The 24885-nt window shown below is 62.7% G+C and carries 22 protein-coding genes; 12 read left to right on the top strand and 10 right to left on the bottom strand.

The features are described from left to right. The 5 genes from ACWGTO_RS24190 to ACWGTO_RS24210 form a co-directional block, all read right to left on the bottom strand. Positions 1-2367: a SpoIIE family protein phosphatase gene (locus tag ACWGTO_RS24190; RefSeq protein WP_454577315.1), complete on the bottom strand. Its 2367-nt coding sequence runs from the start codon at positions 2365-2367 to the stop codon at positions 1-3. Then, positions 2364-3542 (bottom strand): methyltransferase domain-containing protein, encoded by a 1179-nt coding sequence (locus ACWGTO_RS24195; RefSeq protein ID WP_454577316.1) that lies wholly within the window; start codon positions 3540-3542, stop codon positions 2364-2366. Before ACWGTO_RS24195 ends, ACWGTO_RS24190 begins: the two co-directional genes overlap by 4 nt. Next, the gene (locus ACWGTO_RS24200; RefSeq protein WP_454577317.1) at positions 3539-4060 is read right to left on the bottom strand and encodes a ubiquinone biosynthesis methyltransferase UbiE; all 522 of its coding nucleotides are present in this window, start codon (positions 4058-4060) and stop codon (positions 3539-3541) included. The genes ACWGTO_RS24195 and ACWGTO_RS24200 overlap by 4 nt, the downstream gene beginning before the upstream one ends. 176 nt (positions 4061-4236) lie before the next feature. Beyond that, on the bottom strand, positions 4237-5979 hold the full coding sequence (locus ACWGTO_RS24205; RefSeq protein WP_454577318.1) for a putative bifunctional diguanylate cyclase/phosphodiesterase: 1743 nt from the start codon (positions 5977-5979) through the stop codon (positions 4237-4239). A 290-nt stretch (positions 5980-6269) separates the two neighbouring features. Continuing rightward, positions 6270-7412: a helix-turn-helix domain-containing protein gene (locus ACWGTO_RS24210; protein WP_454577319.1), complete on the bottom strand. Its 1143-nt coding sequence runs from the start codon at positions 7410-7412 to the stop codon at positions 6270-6272. A gap of 302 nt (positions 7413-7714) precedes the next feature. Between ACWGTO_RS24210 and ACWGTO_RS24215 the strand changes: the two genes are divergently transcribed. Beyond that, positions 7715-8017, top strand: coding sequence for a hypothetical protein (locus ACWGTO_RS24215; protein WP_454577320.1), 303 nt, complete (start codon positions 7715-7717; stop codon positions 8015-8017). A gap of 484 nt (positions 8018-8501) precedes the next feature. Continuing rightward, on the top strand, positions 8502-9233 hold the full coding sequence (locus ACWGTO_RS24220) for a DUF2270 domain-containing protein (protein ID WP_454577321.1): 732 nt from the start codon (positions 8502-8504) through the stop codon (positions 9231-9233). Positions 9234-9356: 123 nt separating this feature from the next. On the opposite strand, the gene ACWGTO_RS24225 is transcribed toward ACWGTO_RS24220, so the two are convergent. After that, positions 9357-10019: a sulfotransferase family protein gene (locus tag ACWGTO_RS24225; RefSeq protein WP_454577322.1), complete on the bottom strand. Its 663-nt coding sequence runs from the start codon at positions 10017-10019 to the stop codon at positions 9357-9359. Positions 10020-10386: 367 nt separating this feature from the next. Between ACWGTO_RS24225 and ACWGTO_RS24230 the strand changes: the two genes are divergently transcribed. Then, positions 10387-10692, top strand: a complete 306-nt coding sequence (locus tag ACWGTO_RS24230; RefSeq protein ID WP_454577323.1) for a hypothetical protein — start codon at positions 10387-10389, stop codon at positions 10690-10692. A 40-nt stretch (positions 10693-10732) separates the two neighbouring features. On the opposite strand, the gene ACWGTO_RS24235 is transcribed toward ACWGTO_RS24230, so the two are convergent. Next, complete coding sequence (locus ACWGTO_RS24235; RefSeq protein WP_454577324.1) at positions 10733-11365, bottom strand: Vgb family protein; 633 nt, start codon at positions 11363-11365, stop codon at positions 10733-10735. Positions 11366-11399: 34 nt separating this feature from the next. After that, on the bottom strand, positions 11400-12620 hold the full coding sequence (locus ACWGTO_RS24240; protein WP_454577325.1) for a helix-turn-helix domain-containing protein: 1221 nt from the start codon (positions 12618-12620) through the stop codon (positions 11400-11402). A 375-nt stretch (positions 12621-12995) separates the two neighbouring features. On the opposite strand from ACWGTO_RS24240, the gene ACWGTO_RS24245 reads away from it, so the two are divergent. From ACWGTO_RS24245 to ACWGTO_RS24265, 5 genes are all read left to right on the top strand, one after another. Further along, positions 12996-13748, top strand: a complete 753-nt coding sequence (locus tag ACWGTO_RS24245) for a DUF899 domain-containing protein (protein ID WP_454577326.1) — start codon at positions 12996-12998, stop codon at positions 13746-13748. A gap of 102 nt (positions 13749-13850) precedes the next feature. Next, on the top strand, positions 13851-14123 hold the full coding sequence (locus ACWGTO_RS24250) for a hypothetical protein (RefSeq protein ID WP_454577327.1): 273 nt from the start codon (positions 13851-13853) through the stop codon (positions 14121-14123). Between the two features lie 36 nt (positions 14124-14159). Then, positions 14160-14294, top strand: a complete 135-nt coding sequence (locus tag ACWGTO_RS24255; protein ID WP_454577328.1) for a zinc-binding dehydrogenase — start codon at positions 14160-14162, stop codon at positions 14292-14294. Positions 14295-14555: 261 nt separating this feature from the next. Continuing rightward, on the top strand, positions 14556-17105 hold the full coding sequence (locus tag ACWGTO_RS24260) for a caspase family protein (protein ID WP_454577329.1): 2550 nt from the start codon (positions 14556-14558) through the stop codon (positions 17103-17105). 12 nt (positions 17106-17117) lie between these two features. Further along, complete coding sequence (locus tag ACWGTO_RS24265; protein WP_454577330.1) at positions 17118-17411, top strand: hypothetical protein; 294 nt, start codon at positions 17118-17120, stop codon at positions 17409-17411. A gap of 27 nt (positions 17412-17438) precedes the next feature. Here ACWGTO_RS24265 and ACWGTO_RS24270 read toward each other — a convergent pair whose 3' ends face one another. After that, a complete protein-coding gene (locus ACWGTO_RS24270; protein WP_454577331.1) occupies positions 17439-17801 on the bottom strand; it encodes a hypothetical protein in 363 nt (120 codons plus the stop codon). 135 nt (positions 17802-17936) lie between these two features. Between ACWGTO_RS24270 and ACWGTO_RS24275 the strand changes: the two genes are divergently transcribed. After that, positions 17937-20033 (top strand): alpha/beta fold hydrolase, encoded by a 2097-nt coding sequence (locus ACWGTO_RS24275; protein ID WP_454577332.1) that lies wholly within the window; start codon positions 17937-17939, stop codon positions 20031-20033. Between the two features lie 9 nt (positions 20034-20042). On the opposite strand, the gene ACWGTO_RS24280 is transcribed toward ACWGTO_RS24275, so the two are convergent. After that, a complete protein-coding gene (locus ACWGTO_RS24280) occupies positions 20043-20642 on the bottom strand; it encodes a TetR/AcrR family transcriptional regulator (RefSeq protein ID WP_454577421.1) in 600 nt (199 codons plus the stop codon). 475 nt (positions 20643-21117) lie between these two features. Here ACWGTO_RS24280 and ACWGTO_RS24285 point away from each other — a divergent pair, with 475 nt between their 5' ends. From ACWGTO_RS24285 to ACWGTO_RS24295, 3 genes are read left to right on the top strand one after another with little or no spacing between them, the layout of a single operon-like run. Next, the gene (locus ACWGTO_RS24285) at positions 21118-21597 is read left to right on the top strand and encodes a (2Fe-2S)-binding protein (protein ID WP_454577333.1); all 480 of its coding nucleotides are present in this window, start codon (positions 21118-21120) and stop codon (positions 21595-21597) included. After that, the gene (locus ACWGTO_RS24290; RefSeq protein WP_454577334.1) at positions 21594-22577 is read left to right on the top strand and encodes an FAD binding domain-containing protein; all 984 of its coding nucleotides are present in this window, start codon (positions 21594-21596) and stop codon (positions 22575-22577) included. Before ACWGTO_RS24285 ends, ACWGTO_RS24290 begins: the two co-directional genes overlap by 4 nt. Then, on the top strand, positions 22574-24874 hold the full coding sequence (locus ACWGTO_RS24295) for a xanthine dehydrogenase family protein molybdopterin-binding subunit (protein ID WP_454577335.1): 2301 nt from the start codon (positions 22574-22576) through the stop codon (positions 24872-24874). The genes ACWGTO_RS24290 and ACWGTO_RS24295 overlap by 4 nt, the downstream gene beginning before the upstream one ends. Positions 24875-24885: the final 11 nt, after the last annotated feature.

A 24885-nucleotide genomic window follows, 5' to 3' on the forward strand; every position in this document is an offset into this window, starting at 1 on the left:
CTATGTGTGCCTTATGATCACGAGGGTGATGTCGTCATGGATCTTCTGGACTCCGATATGGGCCATCAGATCCTCGATGATCCCGGTCTTGATGTCCTCGGCGCTGCCGCCTCGACGTTTTCTTGCGCTCTGGCAGAGGCGCTCGAACCCGAATAGTCTTTTGTCCTGATCCTCCGCCTCGGTCACTCCGTCGGTGTGCAGAACGATCACGTCGCCACTCTCGAACAGGATGTCACGCGTGTCGATGAACTTCGAGATGTCATTCTCCAGGCCAACCGGCATACCCAGGTCAAGCGTATCGATGCGTTCGACTTCCCCGTCCGCACGCACGACGAGAACGTCCTCATGCTGGCCGGATAGCGTTACCCGCTCATCCTCGAAGTCAAGAAAGGCCAGCGAGAGATGCTTGCCGGTGTTCGTCCGCTCGATGTTCTTGTAGATCGCTCTGTTCAGCCGGTCCAGAAACTGATGCGGATCCCCCTCGTTGGTCTCCTGCAAGGCGCGTGCAACGGATTGGACCATCAGCATCAGCACGCCGCTCTCGAGACCATGACCGGTCACGTCGCCGATGCCGATCTTGACCCGTGACCCGTTCTGCAGGACGTCGTAGTAGTCACCGCCGACCTCGTCGGCCGGCCGCATGTAGGCTGCGATCTCCAGCCCCGGAATCGCTTCGAGTTCGAATGGTCTCGGCAGGACCATCAACTGGATCTGCCTGGCAACCGCCAGCTCGGCGCCGAGGCGGACGTTCTCGTCCTGCAGCTTTTCGTTGAGAGCGGAAATCTCCTGATTGGCGTCGCCGAGCTCCCTGGTTCGTTCGTCGACGAGTTGCTCGAGGTTTTCCGTGTGGAAGCTGATCTGCTCGGCCATGCGGTTGAAAGCGATGCCAGCGGCTCCAACCTCGTCGCGCGTCGGAATGCTGACCCGGACTGAATAGTCCTTGGACTGGAGCCGCTGGGCGGCGCTGGCAAGTGCCCTGAGGCCCGCGGTGATCCGCTTCGAAATTCCGAGCACGGCCGCGAAAACAATCAGAAGCGAAACGATGATCGCACCGATCTGAAAGAGCAGGATACGATTGGTTGCGCGCGAAATACTCCGCTGCGCGGCGAATAGGGACGCATAGATCTCCCGCTCGGGAACGACGATCCCTACCGACATCGTTTCGGACTTGATCGGCCCCGAACTCCACAGATTGGTCGGCTTCAGTCGCTTGAGGACAACGATGTAGGGTACGCGTTCGCCCTTGTTGTCGAGCATGATATGCTGAATGACACCGTCATTGTTCTGGCCGAGGGGCAGCGACGCGATAGCCGGCTGCGTACTTCCCCGCAGGGACCGCTCCAGGCCGGTGACGCCCTGCGTGCCCGCGTCGCTTGATGAAGTCAGGCCGATGATCGCCTGGCCCGACGGATTGATCGCCACCACATTGCCAGTCGACATGGTGAGGAAGCCGAATCCGGTTTCTGCAATCTTCACCCTTTCGACGACTTCCGCGAGCTGATCGAGAGTGATGTCTGCCCCGGCCGTACCGGCGATACCGGTGCGATCGCGCGCCCACAGCGGGTGGAAAAAGCTGACGATCAGCTTTCCCGTGATTGCATCGGTGTAAGGCGCTGTCTGGGTGATATCGTCGGCGACCGGACGCGAGGCTGGATCCCTGGCCCATTGCTGCCATGAACCATAGATTCCCGGAAAGAAGAACTCCCAGAACTCCGCCTTGTTGTGGCCCGGATAGAGCTTGTCGAAGGTCTGTGCCTGGTCCGTATACGGCACTGTCCTGAAGATCGGCCGTTCTTTTGGACCAATATAGTACATTTGCAGTTTGGACGACCCGCTGGCCATGAGAGTCGGCGCGACGAGATCGATGACGGTACTGTCTTCTATCTCCTTCTGAACGCCCGGCAGCGGTGTGTGGTCGGCGCCCAGTAGATAGCCCCAGACACTGACCACGGAAGGCGCGCCCGGCAGGTTCTGCGCCCAATCGCCCTGCGCGTCGTAGACGACCTTCACGGAGCCGGGCGCTTGATGCGAAAGCGTCGCTCCGACCTCTTGCTGCCTCATCGGATCGTTGATCTGGGCTTGCAGCACGCCGGCCAGCGCCTTGACGTCGCCGTGAACCCGATCGAGCAGCAGGTCGACGCTCAACGCCGTCGATTCGGCATAGGAACGAATGTATTCCTGGTTTGCGGTCGTCAGGCCCTCACCGACTTCCGATGTGGCGTCGCGCGACAGCTTCTGAACGTTCCAAAGCGCCAGGCCACCGCTCAGCAGGAGGTCGAATAGGACGGCGCCGCCAACGACCAACACGAATTTCGCTCGAAAGGAGCGCAGGCCAAAGCGCGGTGTAGTCCCATTGTCGGCTTTCATTGCGGCCGTCGCCCCGATGCGGCCCAGATCGGCCAACCCGCATAACCCTTGGGGTGGAGCGCAGCGAAAATGTGGTCCTCGAAGCCCTGCCGGAACCGTGCGACGAACTCAGGTCCATCGCCGCGTCTGGTCGCCATCTCGCCCGCATAGACATCCGCCCAGGCCGCAATGACATCGGCGAAATCCTGCGGATCGCCGTCCAGGCTAGTGACCATGAAGGTCTCCACACGGATATCTTCGAATCCGGCTTCCATCAGGTATCGCCGGCTCTTGGGCCCAAGCTCGACGTCCATCTCGAAGTGCCCGAACAGCTTCGCCACCTCATTGTAGGTCCAACGGATGCTTTCGGCGCGCGGCTCGCCAAGGCAATGCGAATTCTTTTCATTGGTGATGTAGACCCGCCCGCCCGGCTTGCATATGCGGTAGAGTTCCTTGAGGATGAGTTCAGGCCGATTGAAGATCTGAAGGGAATGCCGGCAGGTCACCAGGTCGAACTGCGCTTCGTCGAGCAGCATCTCCGACGCATCGCCATAGGTATATTCGATGCCCCGGATATCGAACTCCCGCATCACCTGTCGAGCATAGTTCAGGCTCGATATGGAGTGGTCGAGCGCGACGATCCGTGATGGCTGGAACTCCTTCTGCACGAGCACGGCGAAATCGCCGATCCCGCAACAGATGTCGGCCATGACGATCCCCTGCCTCATGCCGTGTCGCGGCAAGATTGCGCGCTCGTGGCGCCAGGTCATCTTCGTCTGTGAACGCAGGATCGGTACGAACCCGCCTTCCTCGAGGAAGCCCTGTCCCGGATAGAATTCGCTGTCATACTCCTCGACACTGATGTTCGGCTCGATACCGCTCAAGCGACCGAATTTTCGCGAGGTCCATCCGACGACGCTTGACGTGATGACGACGAATTTGAGATCGGGCCGAGCGCGGCAGGCGTCGATGATGATCCTCGAAAAAGCGTGAAACGCGGCGTTGTTCATCTGCGTCAGTCGTCTGACATTGACGTAAAGGACGCCGCGCACACGGCCGATCGCATCGCGGAGCAATGCTATGCTGGGCCCAAGCTCATCGATCGCCTGAGGCCGGACCACCCCGGATATGGAGAACTCCTGGTTGTTGGCGTCGTATTGCGCCTTGAAGCGTGGGAGAAGGTCGTAAGGGTTCAATGTTGCAGGCCCTCAAGCGGAAGATCCACGACAAGCTTGATTGCATCACCATCGGCTTCCTCGACCCTGAGTGTGGCGTTGTACTCGACGGCCAGTTCCAGGAGCACGACGTCCCGGCTGGCCGAGAGGTCGCCAGACACCGAATTGAGGTATCGCTCCCTGGCCTCCGTTCCTGCGACGTGTGACACGGCTTCTTCGTAGAATTGGCGCTCCTCTGGCACGCATGGGAGTGTCAGCTCGATCCTGTCCGTCGCGCCGTGACGGGACACCCTGCATGCCAGTTCACCACCGGCATGGCGCGTACGAAAGGCGACTTCCAGCAATTCATTGAGGGCAGAGGAAAAGAGATTTGAATGCCGAACCGAGTCTGATCTGTTTTGACTGATCATCCGGGCCAGGTATGTCGAGACATAATCGCAGTGTCTCCAGGCGGAGACGAAAGCTTTGATGTCCATGTCGATCTGGATCATGGGCGCAAAAGTCGGCTCGCCAGCCAGGTCATGATGAACAGGTCCCATCGGCATCCTCCCCTTGTTCCATCAGCATTGAATCCTCGAGAGGTGATGGCCTCCGCGAGGACAAGGTTCACCGCGCACCTGATGAGTCAGTCTCGCACCGACTCGAAAAATTGCGCGGTATCTGCCTTGATCGTTCTACAAATCTCCACTTCACCGTTAACAAAAGGTGCAAGGCGCTAGAGCGCCCGATTTGATCCCTCCATCGCCCGTACCACTCTCAGCGGGGACCGCTTGATGAAATCGCTGATCGCGTCGACGCCAAGTGGCCGCCCCAGGAAATTACCTTGCAGACAATCGCAATTTTCCTTGATCAGCCACCTTGCCTGTGCCGACGTCTCGACCCCCTCGGCAGTGACATTTATTCCCAGGCCGTGTGCCAGATTCATGATTGATCGCACGATCGTTTGGCTTTTGAGATCGGTCTCCAGGTCCGCAATAAAGTACTGATCGATCTTCAAGGTATCGAAGGGAAAATTCTTAAGGTAGCTTAACGATGAGTAGTATGTTCCGAAATCGTCCAGAGAAATTCGTATTCCCAAGACGTTCAGAGTATTCAAGGTGTCGATATTGTCGATCGTCTTCTCAAGCAGGACCGTCTCGGTTATCTCAAATTCAAGTCTGTCGGCTTCGATTCCGACTGCGTCGATGATCTGAGCGACGGTGTCTGTCAGCGAACCGCTAAGGAACTGAGCTGGTGACAGGTTCACTGCGACGGTCAGCGAGGAAGGCCACATCAATGCCTGGCGACAGGCTTCCTCGAGCACCCATCGTCCAATGTCGTCCATCAGACCGTCGGCCTCGGCGATCGGTATGAACACGTTGGGCGGAATGATTCCGACCTCCGGGTGCCGCCACCGCAGCAGCGCTTCGAAACCGATCACTGAGGAGGGAGGCCGAATGAGCGGCTGATACTCCAGATAAAGTTCGCCCCGCTCCAGCGCGGTTCGAAGGCTGCGTCTCAGATTCTCGCGTTGCTCGAGCAAGAGCAGCATCGAGCGGTTGAATGTTCGAGCGCAGCCGCGTCCGTCTGTCTTGGCCGCGTAAAGAGCAATGTCGGCGGCTTTCATCAACTGTTCGCCATCGGTCCCGTGCTCCGGCCCGAAAGCAATTCCGATACTCGAGCCGACGAAGACAGGAATGCCGTTGATGACGAACGGGCTCTTGAAAGCGTCGACCAGCGATCCAGCGAGGCGCTCAGCCTCTGCGGGCTGCTCCTTTCCCAATTGAATGACAGCGAACTCATCCCCGGCATACCGGTATGCGGATTCGCCGTCCTGTAGGGCGTCGCGGATACGACCCGCCGCGAGTTGAAGAAGAGTGTCGCCTGCGCCATGGCCGAGCGTGTCGTTGACCGCTTTGAAATCGTCAAGGTCGATTTGCAGAAGGGCGGCTTTCGGCTCTGATCCGCTGAGGGCGGCCATGGCCAGCTGCAGCCGATCGCCGAATCGCCGGCGATTCTGCAGTCCGGTCAGCACGTCGTGTGTCGCTTGATGGAGCAGAGTTACATGCTCTTGCTCCTCTACCACGCTCCGCCCTTCGCGCCCCCTTGATTCGATGATTCCCACGCCATTTGCAGTGGCGAAGACGAAAGCGGACCGTGGCGATTCATCCGATGATCGCGGCAAATCAATGCTTGCGGGTGAGCCGCCATGGAACACACGAAGAAATTCGTCACGATACTTCGCATCGAGGAAGCTCGGGTAAATCTCCCAAACGGCGGCACCTGGCACCACCGCGCCTCCGTACACGCCTTTGAGTTTGGCTGCGTACTGCGTCAGACAGAAGTCGCGATCATAAAACGACAAAAATTCGGTCGTGTACGCCAAAAGATCAGCGAGCAGCGTTTCGCCGGGACGTGATGCATCGCCTGAGGAAGGCCTCTCACTCTCCGTGCCGACCCCTGTTGCCTCCGGATGCAATAGCCACCTCCATAGGCGGTTAGAATCTGGGCCCCCAGTTCAGAAATAGCATAACTGTCAAGCTTCGCAAGCATTCAACTCGCAATCTCAACAACAATCGCGTGCTGCGTATTTGCAACGCATGCTTCCTGTGATTGGTAGCGATAACGATGAACAGTTGGTTAATAAACCGGAATTGGCTACATGACTGATAGCGCGGTGGACGGGACACGGATATTCTGGTTCATGTGGCGGCGTGATCTTCCCGCCCCTGTGTGACCCCGTCCGCATCAACCCATTCCAATCGGCAATCAGCTTCCGAGCGATTTGAGCCAACCTTCAAAGGAAGAGGCCTTCTCGTGCCCAGCAGGCGAAACAGAGTTGGCAGGGCGTGGCAACACCACAGTAGTGCGGCCGTCGCGGGGGCTGTAACCGAATTCCTTGCTGAATGCCCGGCTGAAATTAGCGGCTGAACTAAACCCGCAGGCTTCGGCAATTTCAACAATGCGCCGGCTGTCCGCCGGATCGCTCAGCGCAATATGGGCTGCCAGAAGCCGGCGGCTTTGTATGTAATGGAGAACACCACCGCTTGGTTCGAACAACTGATAGAGACGAGAGCGCGATACGCCGAGCGCCCGGCACATTGAATCCGGTGTCAGATGAGGCGTATCCAGATTGTTTTGGACGTATCGGCGCGCTCGCTCCATCAGCGCGACACCCGCCAATTGTTCGGCGGCGGCAGCATGTTCCGCCGGCGGCGCGAGGCAGGCAATGATCATGCTGCGTGTTGCGTGCACGATGCGGGGCAGATCTTCGGCCGTGAGACTGCGCAGTCTTGCTTCGACGCTGTTGACGTAGTCAACCAAGAGGCTGGCAAAGTTGCCGAACAGAATTGAATTGTTCTTCGCGTCAAGGGTTGCGGCCACATCAGAGAACAAATCACGTGGCAGATAGAGAAAGAGGCTTTCGGAGTCCGTTGTCCTCCCGCGAAACGGATAGCCAAGCGACCTGATCTCCAATCTGCCCGGCTGGCCTTCTGCAACGCGGCGATCAACCTCCGTCCAAGACCGGCCAGTACGTGGCAAGGCGATATACCAGTGATCGATCGAACTGGAGCGAAGCTTGGCGGCAGAACGGATGTAACTATGTGCCGGAGCGTGCTGTTGGACGATCAGCATGCCACCGAGGTTCCAAGCCGTGTGGTCGGCGGGAAAGCCATCGTCCGGCGACTTGTCATCCGGCAACTTCACCTCGACAAGCGGAGCCAAGTGCGCTTGCCAGGTGGCGAATTGATCCTCTGGCGCCAGTTCGAGCGTTGAAAAGGACAAAGGCTGGAGCGTCGGCCCGAGTGGCGAAGTTGACTCGTTATGAGATTGAGCTTCGCGCGGCCAACGACGCCGATCACGCTCCGGAGGCCGCTTCGCAGGAGTCTTGCCTTGCCTTTTTGCGTCCATCGCGTGGTGCCATATCCGAATCGGGTATGCCCATGCCCCTCGTAATCATGTGGTGTATCCCGGGCATCTGGCAAGACTTTGAGGCCTATATCGACAACCAGCCGGATCAAGCCGTTCGGTGACCACAGCCGAAACGACCGCCAACGGCAGCGGAACTCGCTTCGACAGAGCAGGCGATCACGCTGAGTTACAGCAAGAAATGCATTCCGAGATAAGTTTCTGGATGCGACGCTAACGACACTCTTCAGCCCGCTGCATATACATTTGACCATTGTGGAAGCGTATTTGGGGAGACCGTCGAAATGAACACAAAGCTCAACAGCGAAGCTCGTCGCAAGATAATTCTTGACGGATACATTAACAACGAGCCGTTGAAGGATATTGCGGCCAGGATCGGATGCTCACTGGCAAGTTTGAAAGTCACAGCCAGTAAAATCGGCTGCACTCGAACTCCGAAGGAGGCGGCCGATTTTAGGCGCGGCTTTCGTATCCCGGAAAACAAGCGACATGATTACTACCAGTTGATGAACATTGGTCAGTATAAAGCTCGTGAGTGCGCGCAAATTTTGGGACTGCTGACCGTTCAATCGTCAGGAAACGAGTAAAATCACCGCAATACACTGTCGACGATATTATCGCTGGAGCATTCCATCGCCTCAGCGGCTCGTCGGACAGCGGGCCCTGAAAGGTTCGCACAAATGCCGCATGGGCGCTTCAACCGCACCTGCCTCAGCCCTCACGATCTGGCTATTTGCGAACACGTGTTCGATCAGGTCTGCGCGGACGAGAATCTAGACCCTTTGGACCCGGACGCCGAAATCCTGGCGGTGATGGTTGTGGCCATTTTTCGAAATGCTCACACCAACGAGCACGAACTGCTGGAAGCGGTCAGGTCTCGTCGGCGAAGGGTTGAGGGAGGCGGGCGCTAGCGCACCGCATTCGATCGCGTAGCCGGGCGGGCGGGCTGAGCGCATAAACCCCTCCAAGGAAAGAGGCTGGAACGTTTCGGGCCGCTGCGCGTTGCGTTTATTGGGGTGAAGGCCGGCTTGTTTCGGCCGGCCACGGCGTTAGGGAGGCGCGTGGCGGGGAATGTCGCAGGTCAAGACCTTTAAGCCCGACGAAGCAGCGGCCGCGCCGCGGGTCTCCGATGCGTTCGCGCTGAAGCTCACCTCATCGGAACTCGCGACCACCATGTCACATTTCCACCGCGCAGAGATCGCCCGCATGGCCGGCTGGCGCGACCGTCTGGACCGCACCAGCAACTGGGCGATCACCGTCGTCGCCGCAATGCTCTCAGTCTCGTTGTCGACACCCAGCGCCCATCACGGCGTGCTGCTGTTCGCCATGCTCTTGATCACGCTGCTTCTGTGGATCGAGGCGCGGCGCTACCGCTTCTTCGACGTCTACCGGGCCAGGGTGCGCCAGTTCGAGCGCTATTATTTTGCGCAGATCTTCTCGCCGCAACCCGACTACGCCTCCAACTGGCTGGCCATCGTCGGCGAAGGCCTGCGTGCGCCGCGCTTCCTGATCTCGCAGCGCGCGGCTCTGGTACGCCGGCTGCGCCGCAACTACGTTTTCATGTACACGATCCTGATGCTGGCCTGGGTGCTGAAGATCACGACGCCCAGCCTGCAGCGCGAAGGATCGCCGATCGGCTTCGGCGCGTCATTCCTCGACGCGGCGCGCGTGGCACAGCTCGGCCCTGTCCCGGGCATCTATGTCGTGTGCATGGTCGGGTTGCTCTATGTCGGCCTGCTTGCCGCCGCTTTCCTCATCTCGAGCGACGAGGGCGAGCTGTCGCATGGCACCGTGCACGTCTGAACATAGTCCGAAGGCGCAGTCCGGTTCTGCTGCGCTGATCTTCAGCAGACATTGTCGTCCATCATTGCGGTCGGTTGCGGCCGGGTTGCAGACATCTCAACCCAAGCGCGTGCGCGACCTTGCTCAGGGTTGCCGGTTCAGCCCAAATTGCGCCCGAAATTCCCTGGTGTCGTTGCGATTGGGATAGGGCTGGTCGGGCACTGGAACGCGCAGATGGGCGCACAGCGTGTCCCAGCCGTCGCCCAGTTTGTGGACCAGCAGCCGCTCCGGCGGCACCGTCGCCATGACCGCGGCGACGTTGGCTTCGTAGATGGCAATCGCGGTCGCGCGATCCTGCGCCCTGCCGCCGAAGACCTGCTTGGCGATCAAGGAGATGCCCAGCGCCTCTTGATCCTGGAGCTGGCTGATGCCAGCCAGGATGGTCTTCTCGAAACTCTGCCACCAGCTTTCCGGCGAGCGCCAGGTGAGGATGACCGGGGCGTCCGGATAGACCTCGATCAGCACGCGCCAATAATGCGCCGATGGCCAGTCCATGCAGGAGGCATAGCCGGCAAACAGCTCGCTCCAATCAGGCGCAGCACCCTTCGCAAGCGCGCGCCAGAGCCGCTTCTGCTCCTCGTTGGCGATGACTTCAGACATGTGATGACAGGGCCCCAGGCCGAGGATGGTCAGCGCTTCGCGCATCGAATCCGTTCCGGTGCGGCCAAAGCCCGCGCCAATCACCTTGATCGACATGCCCATTTCCCTGGTTCGAACCGCCGAGGTCGGCTGATCGGCCTCGGCCACGAATGCACTGTCTTGCCTGGGCAGCTAGAATGCAGGCCGCGGGAGGACATGGCAATCGACAAAGCCGAACGATGCGGGCACGGCGTCCGCCCACTGCCATACTCATATCGGGGCCAATTCGATCGGCGGCGGCGCGGTGGTCAAAGTCAGCGAGCGTCTGCGGCTACGGACCGAATAACTGTTCGACCGGTACAAGTCGATCGACATCGCCGTCGGCGGCGCCGTCTCGCCGCGTAGCGGACGAAGTGCCAGCGCCGGACGCTTGTCCGGCGTGCGTTCGCCAACGATATCTCATCTTGCACAAAGTTCGGGTTGACCGCTGCCGGGCACGCGGCGACTATCGTTGCAACGTGCAGGAGGATACGCAATGGACGAACCCGATCGCTGGCGGCACATGGCGAGCGCGCCCAAGGACGGCAGCCGCATCCTGGTTACGGTGCGACCGTCCGAGCAGGGACCCGCGGAAGTTGACCTCGCTTACTGGTCGCGCGCCGACCAGTTCGGCACAGAAGGCTGGCGCTCCTCCGATTCGTCGCCGGGACGCGTGATCGAATATCCCGAACCGGAGCTGAAATGCTGGATGCCGCTGCCGACGGCCAATTTGAGCCGGGCTTCGATGCCGGCGCCCTGGGCAGGCGAAGACGCCCAGCAACTCGACGGCTCAGGGATTTGATGCCGGCGGAACGTTCGGCACCATAAGACGAGCAGGCGGCTTACTTGGGTCGGCGTACGGCGCGCACCATGCCGCCGGGGCCGCTGCCGCAGAAGAAACGGTCGCCGCCGTCGGATTCGAGCCCCGACACGCCTTTCCCCGCCGGCATGTCGAGCCGCTCCAGCACCTTTCCGGTCTGCGGGTCGACGCGCCGGACATCGCTATGGTCACCCTCCCAGGTGCCGTGCCACAGCTCGCCATCCACCCAGGTCACTCCGGTGACGAAGCGGTTGGACTCGATGGTGCGCAGGATTTTCCCGGTTTCGGGATCGATCTGGTGGATCTTGCGCTCACGGTTCTGGCCAACCCACAGTGTGCCCTCGGCCCAGGTCATGCCGGAATCGCGGCCGCCACCGGGCGCCGGAATGGTGGCCAGCACCTGCCCCGTGTCGGGGTTGATCTTGTGGATGCGATCCCCGGCCAGCTGGTACAGGTGCCGACCGTCATAGGCGGTGCCGGCATGGGCGGCGACATCGATCGAGCGCAGCGTCTCACCGCTTGCCGGATCGAAGGCGGTCAGCCGTTCGCCAGCGGCAAACCAGACATTTTGTCCGTCGAAGCTCACGCCATGCACGGTGTCGACATCAGGAAAAGGTCCGTATTCGCGCAGGATTTCAGCTGCTGAATGTTTCATGTCTTGATCCTCGACCATGGCCACAGAACCCTATCTAGCCGTTCGGCAGGGGTGCCGGGAGTAACAAGGTGGTCGTGAAGCCGGCCACAGGCGGCGTCATCCAGCGGCGCGCGGGACCATGGCCGAACGACTGCACCTTGCCGGCCTCGGCAAGCTGATCGAGCGCTCGCTGCACGCTGCGCTGGCCGGCGCCGAGTGCCAGCGCCAATGCCGAACTTGCCCAGGCTTCGCCATCGGCCAGGAGGGCCAGCACCGCCGCGTGCCGCTCCTCGATCGGCCGCGCCAGCACCGCCACTTCGCCTGCCTGGCGCGGCGCCAGCGCAAAGCCCTGGCTGGTCGCCCCGATGGCGGCCAGCGGCCGCAATTCGGCGCGCAGCCGGCCGATCTCGACCCGCAGCCTGGCGCGGTGCGATTCATCCGCGTGCCTGCCGCCAAAGGCGCGGGCAATCAGCGTCGCCCTCGACACATCCGCCGGCCAGGCTTCAGCGAGCGCGCGCGCCAGCGCAAACAGCACCGGGCGCGTCGCCAGCGAGACCGTGGTTTCCTGCTTGCGCACGACATAGCGGAACGTATCGACGACCAGCGCCGACGACGCCACCAGCGCCTCGACATTCTCGAGCAGCAGCGGGCGTTCCTCGCCACCAGCGATCAGCCGGGCCGCCGGCGTATCCAGCGCCAGGAAGGCGCGGTCGACCTCGGCCATAAGGCCCGGAATGCCGGCCCGGCGTGCGGCATGGCGCGCCCACTCCAATGCCTGGCGCGCGGCTTTCGTCTTCAGACGCCGCATGGCGATGCCGGCAACCGCCAGTTCGTGCGCGGCGCGTGACGCCGGCGGAAGCGGCGCCGGATCGAGGCCGGCCAGCACGTCTTCAGCCTCGTCGAGCCGACCGATGAGCAGCAGGCGCCGCACCTTGAGATGCCCGGCATGCGCGGCGTTCAGCCGGTCGCCATGCTTTTCCAATGTCGCCCGCGCCGCATCGAGAGCCTTCGCCGGCCAGCCGAGGTCGCGCGAGACCAGCGCGATCTCGGCTTCGGCGACGACGCATCTGGCGCGCGCCACCGCCTCCTTCGTACCGAAGGCACGGGCGGCCCGCCGCAGCAGTGCTTTGGCGCGATCGAGATCGCCGAGTTGCGCCATCGCAATGCCGCGCAGCGCCAGCGCCGGCGCATCCTCGCGCAAGGCGACGCGGTCGAGTGCGGCCAGCGGATCACCCGCGGCCAGCGCCAGCCCTGCCGCGGTGATCAGCGAGTCCATTCAAATCCCGTCACACTTGTAACTCCCACCCCGGCGCTGCTCGGCCCTAACTTAAGTCACCGTCGCCAAGCAGCAAGCCGGGACGAGAACCTAGCCATCTGGACTGGCAGGAGACACCCTGGGCGACGTTGACGGAAATATGGGCATTCGTTAGCCTGAGCATCTCAGATAAACGTATTAAGCTTCTCAATGAGGAAAACCGACCATGCCTACTTTCGAGGATCTTGAGCACGCTGCGCGGCCCCGCCACTCTTGCTGCGGTGGTCCGCCTGCAAATCCCGTCACATTTGTAACTCCGTCCTCGCCGCCCCGCGGCCCTACCCTACCTCCCGATCAGCAGACAACGACGCGCCGCAACGGCAAAGGAGACGAGCAATGACCAAGCACGTGGCAATGAAGACCCCGCCAATCGTTTCAAGGCAGGAATGGGAAGCCGAGCGCGAAAAGATGCTGGTGAAGGAGAAGGCGACGATGCGCGCCAGGGATGCGCTGTCGGCCGAGCGCCGGCGCATGCCTTGGATGGAAGTCGACAAGGCCTATGTATTCGAAGGCCCCAACGGCAAGGCAAGCCTGCTCGATCTGTTCGAAGGCCGCCGTCAGTTGATCGTCTACCGGGCTTTCTACGAACCCGGCGTCTATGGCTGGCCCGAACATGCCTGCCGCGGCTGTTCGCTGGGCGCCGACCAGGTCGGCCATCTCGCCCATCTCAACGCCCGCAACACCACGCTTGCCTATGCCTCGCGCGCGCCGCAGGCTGATATTGTAACGCTGAAGAAGCGGATGGGCTGGGAGATGCCCTGGTACACCATCACCGACAGCTTCGACAAGGACTTCGGCGTCGACGAATGGCACGGCCACAACGTGTTCATCCAGGATGGCAAGAAGGTATTCCGCACCTACTTCATCAACAGCCGCGGCGACGAGCAGATGGGAACCGTCTGGAGCTATCTCGACGCCACGCCGCTCGGCCGCCAGGAAGTGTGGGAAGATTCGCCCGAAGGCTATCTGCAGACCGAACTCTACAGCTGGTGGAACTGGCACGACAATTATGACGCCGCGCCCGACAAGAAATGGGAAGAAGTGTCCGCCGCCGGCGAGGCCGCGTTCCGGGACAAGGACGGCAAGTAAGGACTTATAGCGACGCCCATCCAGCGTCATTTCCTCTCCCCGCCTATGGCGAGGGAGAGGAAACCAGGTCCACCAGGCAGTGACCATCAAGGCATCAAGACCATGAGCGACATCGGCACTGGAATCAGCAGCGAGATCCCTCAAACGACTGGCGCGGCTCATCTTGGCATCGCCGACTGGCTGTGCCTCGCCGCGGCACCGACATTCGCTGTGATGGCGTTGCTCATCTGCATGCACACTGGCGACGGCGTCATGTCGTGCCTTGGCGCCAATGCCTCCCCGCTCACCGGCATGCCGCTGATGTATCTGCTGATGAGCGCCTTCCATCTGGCGCCATGGCTGCGCGTGATTTCAGGCCGGCCGGTCCGGCAATAGCACCGCATTCTGCCCCCCGCACGTCGGAGAAAGACAATGAAGCTGGTCAGGCTGAGAGCGCCGGGCGGGCAGCCCGTCGTCGACAGCAGCTTTCCACTACGGGACATCGCCGCAGCGTTCAGGCACTACGAAGCGCAGAAGCATTTCGGCAAGATCTGCCTCGAAGTTTGAACGCATCCTGGCCGCAGCCCGCCAGTCCCTGGCGTCGGACGGCGCATTCGGCACGTCGATGCGAACTGTGAGACTTGTCACATACCCGCTCCTAAAGCGCGTGCTAATGCCACCATGATCAGCGCCGAAAGAAATCGCCTTCTATGGTCTGGCGGTGACGGGGCTTTCACTTTATCCTGTGGCAGGTTGCATACTGTCAACGGACCATGATGCCGCAAGCGGTGTTCTCGTCGGCGTCAGGCAGCGGCCAGAGGTTTTGCCATGCTCCGACTTTGCGGATTCATCGCGGCCTTCATCCTCGTTAGCCTCACAACCTTTGAGGCCTGCGCCGATCGAAGGGTCGCTCTCGTCATCGGCAATTCCGAATACCGTGACATCCCGGCACTCAAGAATCCGGCCAAGGATGCCGAGGATGTGTCGGCCACGTTCCGGCTGGCGGGCTTCGAGGTTTTTGTCGCCGAGAACCTCACCAAGCAGCAGTTCGAAGGCCAGTTCCGGGACTATCTGGCCTCTGTCGATGGCGCCGATCTCGCCGTCGTCTACTATTCCGGGCACGGCTTTCAGATCGGCGGCGAGAATTTCCTGATACCGGTCGATGCCTCGCTGAAGAAAGCGGCCGATATCGAGGTCCAGGCTATCAAGCTCAACGATGTGCTGGAGCAGTTGCGCTCGAAGTCGAAAATCCAGGTGATCATCCTCGACGCCTGCCGCAACAACCCCTTCCCGCGCAACAATTACTGGCTGCGTGACCAGCTTGTCACCGCCGGCAACACCGGGCTGGCGCAGGTGCGCAGCTCGCTCAACACGCTGATCGCCTTTGCCACCGAACCGGGCGCCGTCGCCTATGACGGCAGCGGCGACCTCAGCCCGTTTTCATCGGCCTTTTCGCGGCGCGCGCTGGCGCCGAACCAGGAAATCCGCACGGTTATGTCGGCGGTGCGCCGCGATGTCGTGCAAGCCACCAACGGCATGCAGGTGCCTTGGGAAAACTCGTCGCTGATAGACGACGTGGTGCTGGTGCGCCGCAGCAACCGGCCTTCGCTGCCGCCAGTGCTGGAGAAGGTGGTGCTGTCGGGCGTCGGTCCTGTCGCCCTCGGCCTGCCGGAGCCGGTCGATGTCGATGGCGGCGCCATCACCGTCAGCATCGAAAGGCCACCCGCAATGGGCCGCCTGATCCTGGACGGCAAGGAGGTCGCGGTGGGCGAACCGATCGCGGGCAAGGACCTGCCGCGCCTGCAGATGGATGTCCCCAAGGGAGCCGCCACGCAGGACGAGGTGGATATGCTGGCCTATGCCACGCATGACAATTGGGGTGGCGGAAGCCAGGGCATATTGGTGTTCCGCGTCAAGAGCGGCGAAGGTGCCGCGGGCCAACAGATCATGGCCTCGCTCGAGGCCGAGCAGAAGCAGCAGGTGCTGGAGCGCGGCATCCACATCACCGGTGCTGCCGAAGCGATCGAGAACCGCAAACTTGATGTTCCCGTCGGTGTCGGACCGGTTGCGCTCAATCTGGATTTCCCGACCGACGATCCGACGGTCAGCCTGAAGGTCTCGGGATATCCGGCAACGGGAACGCTGTCGCTGCCGGATCGGACGCTCTCGCCACAATCGAGCCTATTGGCCGGCGAAGTCGACCATCTGCGCTACGAGCCGCAGATCGGCGCCAACGCGCCGATCGTGGTCGGTTTCGAAATCCGCGCCGATAACAGTTCGTCCAAACCGGCGACGATGAAGATCTCGCCTGCGGTCGATGCCTGCGATACCGCTGCCGGCGAACCGCTCGACCTGCAAGGCGTGGTACCCGGCCTGCTGCCGAACGAGATCGGCACCGGTGCCGTGGCGGCCTGCGAGGCCGCGGTGAAGACCTATCCCGATGTCGCCCGCTTCCGCTACGAGCTCGGCCGCGCACTGCTTGCAGCCGGCAGGGTCGGCGAGGCCAAGGCAGCCATCGAGGACGCCGCCAAGAAAGGGCATGTTCGCGCCGTCTTCGAACTCGGCTACCTCAACGCGACGGGAACCGGAACGGCCATCGACCGCACCCAGGCCAACGCCCTCTACAAGGCTGCCGCCGACAAGGGCGATCCCTACGGTATGACGTCGTGGGGCCGCGCTCTGTTCAACGGCTACGGCGTCAACCGCGACACGGCCAAGGGTCTCGACCTGCTGCTCAAGGCGGCGGCCATGGGGCACACCTATGCCATGAACGATCTTGCCGCGATCTTCACCGAGGGCCGCAATGGCGTGCCTGCCGATCCGGCCCGCGCCGTCGCCTTCCTGCAGGCCGGCGTACAGCGCCAGGACATGTATTCGATGAACCTGCTCGGCCGCAATTACCTCGCCGGCCAGGGCATCGACAAGGATCCGAAAACAGCGCAGGCGCTGTTCCAGCAGGCCACCGATCTTGGCCAGCCCTACGCTCCCGGCAGTCTCGCCCGCATGTACAGGGATGGCGTCGGCGTGCGCCAGGACCCCGCGGAAGCGCAACGACTGTTCGAACTGGCGACCGCGCGCGGCGATCCGTCCAGTGCCTATGATCGCGCGGCGCTTGAAATGGCCAAAGGCGACACGGCCGATCAGGCTGTCGCGGTGCGTTTCCTGGCGTTCGCGGTCGCGCTCGACCTGCGCAAGGAACTTCCGGACGCCAAAAAGGGCCTGGCGCAGTTCGGGACGAAGCCGAAAACGGTAGCCCTGGACACGCTGCGTCAAGAGCTCAAGTCGAAGATCCCCCCGTCCGGTTCGCTGGACACGCAACTGGTCAATGCGGCCCGGGGGGTCTGGGAAGAAGCCAATCCGCGTCGGGACTTGTTCTGAACAATGGAGGCCATGGTGGGCAAGGCATTGAAGCAGATATTCATCGGGACAATTTTCTCCGGCGTTCTGGCCGGGCTCATGGGCTGCACCTCGGTGTCGCCGATGTTTGAGCCGGCGCCGCCGGTGAAGCATAGCAAGGTGGTTCGCGTAGCGCCTCAGCCGAAGGTGGTCCGGTACAAGAAGGCTGCCACCGGCAAAGTCATAAAGCCGACGGAAGAGACTCCGCCAAAACCGCCTGTCATTCCCGCTCTCGGCGGTAGCGGCGGAGGTGGCGGCGGAAGCAGCGGTGGCGGCGGTTGGGGATGAGATCGTCAACCAAAGCAGGCGCCCTGGTCACCGGCCCCAGAGGGTCTTGCTGAATTCCGCATGGGCCTTGGACAACGTCAAGCCGACGTCCTCCATCCAAGCCACGGCATTGGCCGGGCCGCGGACATTTGGGCGCAGCGCTGCACGAAAAACGCGGCCGACGAACGCTGCCAATGCGGAGGCTGTGATCGCCGCCGGATCGAGCCTGCGAGCCATCGATGCCCGATGGGCCTGTTGCGTTTCGAGATAGCGGGCCAGCGCAATGTCGTGCCGCGACGGCGCGCCAACCTCCCGCCGGTGGCTGCCGGGGTGGTCATGCCAGATGGGCCATTCGGTCGAGCCGGGGTGATGCACGGTGTCCTCCTGCGAAAAGAGATCCAGTGCGAACAATCTCCTCAAGCGCCGTGAGAAACGCGTGGGAACCTGCGTGATGGAATCGTGAAAAGCGCCTCGGCGGCGGAATAAGTGTTGAAATGGCGTAGGCTTGAGCGGATCGTCGTCACGCTGTGACCGTGGCGGGATCCGATGACCGGACCTTATCTTCACCTGCTGGGTGGTTTCGACTTTGCCGGCGCTGGGGCCGAGGTTCCGGCCATCAGCCGCAAGGCGCGTGCGATGGTCGCCTATCTCGCACTCCAGTCGGGGCATTCGCAGTCGCGCGAGAAGCTGGCGACCCTGCTCTGGGGCATCAACAGCGAGGCACAGGCGCGAATGAGCCTGCGGCAAGCGGTATCGTCCGTCAGGAAGGCCATGCAGGCGTGCGGCGCCGGCCACTTCCTCACAGATAGCGACAGCGTCGCCCTGCATCTCGACGGCCTTGATTTCGATGTCGCGCGGTTCGAGGCGCTGGTCGGCAGTTCGGCACCCGAAGACCTCGAACTGGCGCTCTATGTCTACCGCGGCGACCTGCTCGACGGCTTCGGCCTGAAGGAGGAGCCATTCGAGGATTGGCTGAGGATCGAGCGCGAGCGGCTGCGGGCTTTGGCCGTCGCGGCGCTCGACAGGCTCGTCGCGCATTATGCCGCGACGAACGATCCCGCCGCATGCGTGCGCGCGGCGACGCGTCTGCTGGCCATGGAGCCGCTGAGGGAGGACGTCCACCGTGCCCTGATGCGCGCCTATGCGGCGCAAGGCCGGACCAATCTCGCGCTGAAGCAATATGAGCACTGCCGCACTGCGCTTCAACGCGATCTCAAGCTGCAGCCCGAGCCGGAGACGCGGCAATTGTTCGAGACGCTGCGGACACGCCGCACGATAGCGCAGGCACGCACAGGCACGACCGATTCGGATGATGCTACCGGCTTCAGCGAACAACCCGCGCGGCCGCAGACCCGCTACGTCAAATCGGCGGGAGTCAACATTGCCTATCAGGTCACAGGCGACGGCCCGATCGACCTGATCTATGTCTCGGGATGGGTGTCCAACCTCGACCTTGCCTGGGAATCGCCGCGGCTAGCGCATGTGCTCAGGCGTCTCGGCAGCTTTTCGCGCCTGATCCGCATGGACAAACGCGGCACCGGCTTGTCCGACCGCAATGTCGGCTTGCCGACGCTGGAAGAACGCATGGAAGACATGCGGGCAGTGCTCGATGCGGTCGGTTCGAAGCGGACCGTGCTTTTTGGCACTTCCGAGGGTGGCCCGATGTGTATGCTGTTCGCGGCGACCTATCCTGAGCGCACCGCAGCGCTCGTGCTCAACGGCGCATATGCCAGCGGCAGACGACTGCGGGATTACCCCTGGGGAAAGACCGGCGAGCAGGTGGAGGAAGACCTCGCCGCCATCGAACGGCAATGGGGAGAGCCAGCGGATATGAGCAATGCCGCCCCCAGCCTGATGAACGACGCATTCGAACGGGAATGGTTCGCCGCCTATCTCAGGAATTCGGCCTCGCCGGCAGAAGCAATCGCGCTCTGGCGCTGGGGCACTGAAATCGATGTCCGCGATATCCTACCGGCCATTCACGTGCCGACCCTGATCGCCCAGGCAACGGGCGACCGCTGGGTGAATGCGGAAGAAGGGCGCTTCCTGGCAACGTCTATCGAAGGCGCCAGACATATCGAATTCGCCGGTCGCGACCACGTGATCTGGGGCGAGAATTCCGATCGCCTTGTCGACGAGATCCAGGCTTTCGTCACCGGCGCCTTGCCAGCGGCTCCAGGCGAACGGCTGCTGGTGTCGGTGCTGTCCGTCGATATGACGGGCTCGCCTTTCGGCATCGAGCCGGCCGAGCGGCACGCCGAGGCGCTCCGCGGTGAACTCCTCGCGGCCGAAGGCAGAGAGATCAGCCGATCGAACGGCAAGGTGCTCGCGGTGTTCCAGCGGCCAACGCGGTCGATCCAGTGCGCGATCGCCATCCGCGATCGCTTGCGGCGATCCGGTGTCGAGGTCCGCTCGGCGGTGCATATCGGCGAGTGCGAGCAGCGCGGCCATCAATTTTCCGGCGCGGCGATCGAGCTGTCGTTGCGGCTGCTCGATCATGCGCAGCCAGGCGAAATCATCGCGTCACGCACGGTGCGCGATCTCGTGGTCGGCTCCGGCCTTCGGTTCGAAGAGCGTGGTGAAATGGCAGCAAGTGGGCTGCCCGGCGCGTTTCTGGTCTATTCGGTCGACGGAGCGGCTTGAGCCGACAAGTCACCTCTTCCCTGCCCCGAAGCGCAACCCGTCCATCAGCAGCTTGACCAGCCGGCGCGAGCGGTCGCGCCAGTCCTTGGTGTCGGGGGCCGAGTAGATGCCGCCGAGCGCATGCAGCACGTCGGAAGCGTCGACGTCGCTGCGGATCGAACCTTCGGCCACTGCTGCCTCGACCAGCTGCCGCAACGCCAGCGACACCCGGCCCGACAGATCGGAAAACACGGCGGAATTGGTGTTGAACAGGATGCGCAGGCTGGCCGCTAGGCCACGCTTGGTGGCGATGTAATCGACGAAGCGCTGCATCCACTGTTCCAGTGCCATGTCGGCCGGATGGTGGCTGGCGAGGTCGTCGGCGGCCGCGCAGAGTGCTTCGACTTCGCGTCGGTAGACCACTTCGACCAGATGCTCGCGGGTTGGGAAATGCCGGTAGAGCGTGCCGATGCCGACACCCGCCTGGCGCGCGATCTCCTCCAGCGAGGCATCGACGCCCTGCTCGGCAAAAGCCGTCGCCGCCACCTCGACCAGCCGGTCGCGGTTGCGCTGCGCGTCGGCGCGCAGCGGTTTTGGCGCCGGCGCGTCGCGCGTCGCTTCAGCGATCATTTCCGGATCGGACACTTTTTTCTCCACTACGGCAATATGGGGGGTTGAACCATCGCTGGCCAGACCCCAGTTAAATAAACGGAGGCACCTCCGCTTAAGTGGAGTGCCTTTATCATAAACCCAGGGAAAGCGGTATGTCACGTGTTGAAAGACTAAAAGCCTTTCCTGCCCGCGAGGCGACGGAACTGCCGATCTCCCCTCTTGCGGGGGAGATGGCCAGCAGGCCAGAGGGGGGTGCTGTCCCGCCGACGTATCTGCTGGCGGCGGATACTTCCTCAGCGACGTTTTCTAGAACAACAGAAACCGTGAACGGTGCGTTCCTTCACACCCCCCTCTGCCGTGCCGGGCATCTCCCCCGCAAGGGGGGAGATCAATCGCATCACCGCCTCCGCCCTTCCTTAGACCTCCCCCTTGCCTCTTCCTTGGCAGGCACCATTTCAATCGCCTCGCGTCAAGCAACTGGAGCCAGACGCCCATGACCAGCCAGACCACCATTCATCTCACCATCAACGGCCACGACCATGAACTGCAGATCGAGCCTCGTGTCACCCTGCTCGACGCGCTGCGTGACCGCCTCGACCTGACCGGCACCAAGAAGGGTTGCGACCAGGGCCAGTGCGGCGCCTGCACAGTGCATGTCGACGGTGAACGTGTGCTCGCCTGCCTGACGCTTGCCGCACAAGTCGAAGGCCGCGAGATCACCACCATCGAAGGGCTGGCCGGCGAAGACGGCACGCTCAACGCCGTGCAAGCCGCTTTCCTCGACCAGGATGCCTTCCAGTGCGGATACTGCACGCCGGGACAGATCATGTCGGCAGTCGCCTGCATCCGCGAAGGCCATGCCGGCTCGGTTGACGAAATCCGCGAATACATGGCCGGCAATCTGTGCCGCTGCGGCGCCTATCCGCACATCGTCGCCGCCGTGCGCCAGGCGGCACTGGAGGTCGCGTCATGAGGGATTTTTCGTACGTTCGCGCTGCTACACTCGATGCCGCACGGCAGGCGGCCGCCCTGCCTGGCGCAATGCTGCTTGCCGGCGGCACGACGCTGGTCGATCTCGCCAAATGCGGCGTCGCCGAACCCGACAGCCTGGTCGACATCACCCATATCAAAGGGCTCGACACCATCAAGGTCGACGCTGACAGTGCCATGATCGGCGCGCTGGCCAAGATGAGCCACGTTGCCGACCACGCCGAGATCAAGAGCAGCTTTCCCGCGGTCTCCGAGGCGCTGTGGCAGGCGGCCTCGGCGCAGCTCCGCAACATGGCGACCATTGGCGGCAATCTGATGCAGCGCACGCGCTGCCCCTACTTCCGTGATCCCACGAATTTTTCCGCTTGCAACAAGCGCTCACCCGGCAGTGGTTGCTCGGCGATCGGCGGCGTTACTCGCGGCCATGCCGTGCTCGGCACCAGCGACGCTTGCATCGCCATGTATCCCGGCGACCTCGCCACCGCGCTGGTCGCCTTCGACGCCACCGTGCATCTTGGCGAACGCCAGGTCGCGGTCGACGACTTTTTTCTCCTGCCCGGCGCCACGCCCGACAGGGAACACGCCATCGAGCCGGGCGAGATGATCACCGCCATCAGCATAGCGGCTTCCGCCTCCGCCAGGCGTTCGACCTATCTGAAAGTCCGGGACCGGCAGTCCTATGAGTTCGCCGCTGCAAGTGCCGCGGTCGGCATCGACTTCGAAGCCGATGGCCGCACCATCCGCGACCTGCGCGTCGCACTCGGCGGTGTCGCAACAAAGCCGTGGCGGGCGCGTGCCGTCGAGGCGGCGCTTAAAGGCAAGGTGCTGGACGAAGACACGGTGCGCACCGCCAGCCTGCTCGCCGTCGAAGGCGCCGTCGACCACGGCGCCAATCACCACAAGATCGAACTGGCGCCGCGCGTCGTCGCCCGCGCCATCCTCAAGACGGGAGCCATGGCATGACCATTCACGACCCCAGAACCCGGCACGGCGACGCTTCGGACGGCACTGCCGATCAGGTCGGCGGGCGGCTGTCGCGCGTCGACGGCCCGGCCAAGATCACTGGCGCGGCGAAATACGCGGTCGAGCAGCAGCTGGAGGGCCTCGCCTATGGCGTGCTGGTCGAAAGCACGATTGCCTCAGGCAAGGTCCGTTCCATCGACACGTCAGCCGCCGAGGCAGCCCCCGGCGTGCTCAAGGTGCTGACGCCGGACACGATCATGAGCCTCAAGACCGCATCCGATTGGTTCGGCACGCCGCCGCCGGACAAGCCCTACTGCCCGCTGGCGCGCGACATCACTTTTTCCGGCCAGCATGTAGCGGCCGTTGTGGCAGAGACCTTCGAGCAGGCGGTCGCTGCCGCGGCCCTGGTCAAGGTCAGCTATGACGAGACACCGGCCATCGTCGACCTCAGCGACGCCAAGGCCGGCGACGGCATCGCGATCGCCGCCATGACCAAGGAATGGGGCGACGCCCAGGCTGCCTTCGCCGCCGCTCCGGTGCACGTCTGCGGCGCCTACAACACGCCGCGCGAATACCAGGCGCCGATGGAGCCGCATGGCCTCATCGCCCAATGGGAGGGCGACAAACTCACCGTGTGGGAGCCCAGCCAGTGGCTGGATGGCATGGCGCGAACCTATGCCGAATGGTTCGGTATTCCTTTCGAGAATGTGCGGCTGATCTCGCCCTATATAGGCGGCGGCTTCGGCTCCAAGGCGCTAGCGCTCGGCCATGGCGCCGTCGCAACGGCTGCGGCCAAGATGCTGGGACGGCCGGTGAGGGTCGTGATGACGCGGCCGCAGACTTTTACCGGCTATGGCGGCCGCGCCGCGACCCGCCAGACGGTGACGATCGGCGCCGACCATGACGGCGTGATACAGTCGATCGTGCATCGCGGCGTCAATGAAACATCCATAGACGGCATGTGGGTCGAGCCGCTGGGCGTGGTCACCTCGATCATGTATGCGACGCCGAACTTCTCCTCGAAGCAGAATGTCGTGCGGGTGAATTCGGTGGTGCCCGGCGCCATGCGCGCACCTGGTGAAAATCCCAGCGCCTTCGGCATCGAGAGCGCCATCGACGAACTTGCCTATGAGGTCGGCATCGATCCGCTGGAGATCCGGCTCAGAAACTATGCCGAGCAGGATCCGGAAGCGAAAAAGGCCTGGTCGACAAGGCAGTTGCGCGAGGCCTTTGCCGCAGGTGCGGAACGCTTCGGCTGGTCGAAGCGCACGCCCGAGCCGCGCTCGATGCGCGACGGCAACCAGCTGATCGGCTGGGGCGTGGCGGCCGGAACCTACCCGGTGCGGCGCGCCTATGGCGAGGCCAAAGTGCGCATCCTGGCCGACGGTTCGGTCGAGGTCGAAAGTTCCTCGATCGACATGGGCCAGGGCACCTACACGATCCTGGCGCAGACGGCGGCCGAGACGGTCGGTGTGGCGGCCGACGATGTCGTGGTGAAGCTCGGGGATTCCCGATATCCCCGCGCCGGCGTCGCCGGCGGGTCGCGGCTGGCCGGCGTCATGACGGGCGCGGTCTACAAGGCGGCGACATCGGCGCTCGACCAATTGGTCGGGCTGGCGATCAGCGATCCGCGCTCGCCCTTCCATGCGCTGCAGGCCAACACGCTGGTCGTCGCCGATGGCCGCATCACCGCGCCGCGCGGCGATGGTCCTGATGTCTCCATTGCGGAACTGCTCAGCAGCGTCGGCCGCGACCGGATCGAGGCCGTCGGCGATACCATGCCGGTCAATTCGAGCGCGCAGGATCGCTACAAGAACTACACCACCATCGCAACGTCGGTGCCGCACACCGAGGGCGACTATTCGCGTCACTCCTGGTGCGCGCATTTCATCGAGGTTCGGGTTGACGAGGATTTCGGCACGGTGCGCGTGTCGCGCGTGGTGTCGGCGCTGGATTCCGGCCGGCTCTACAACCCGAAATTGGCCGAAAGCCAGTGGAAAGGCGGCATCATCATGGGCATCGGCCAGGCGCTGCTGGAAGAAGGCATCGTCGACCGCAGGCATGGGCGCATCGTCAACAACAACCTCGCCGACTATCTGGTGCCGACCAACGCCGATATCCCCGATATCGAGGTCATCTCGGTCGGCATTCCCGACCTGCACTCCTCGGTGCTCGGCGGCAAGGGTGTCGGTGAACTGGCCATCGTCGGCGTGGCGCCGGCGATCGCCAACGCGGTGTTCCACGCAACGGGCAAAAGGGTGCGGGACCTGCCGATCACGCTGGAGAAATTGATTTAGCGCGGCGTGAT

The organism is Mesorhizobium sp. PL10 (genome assembly GCF_053714315.1).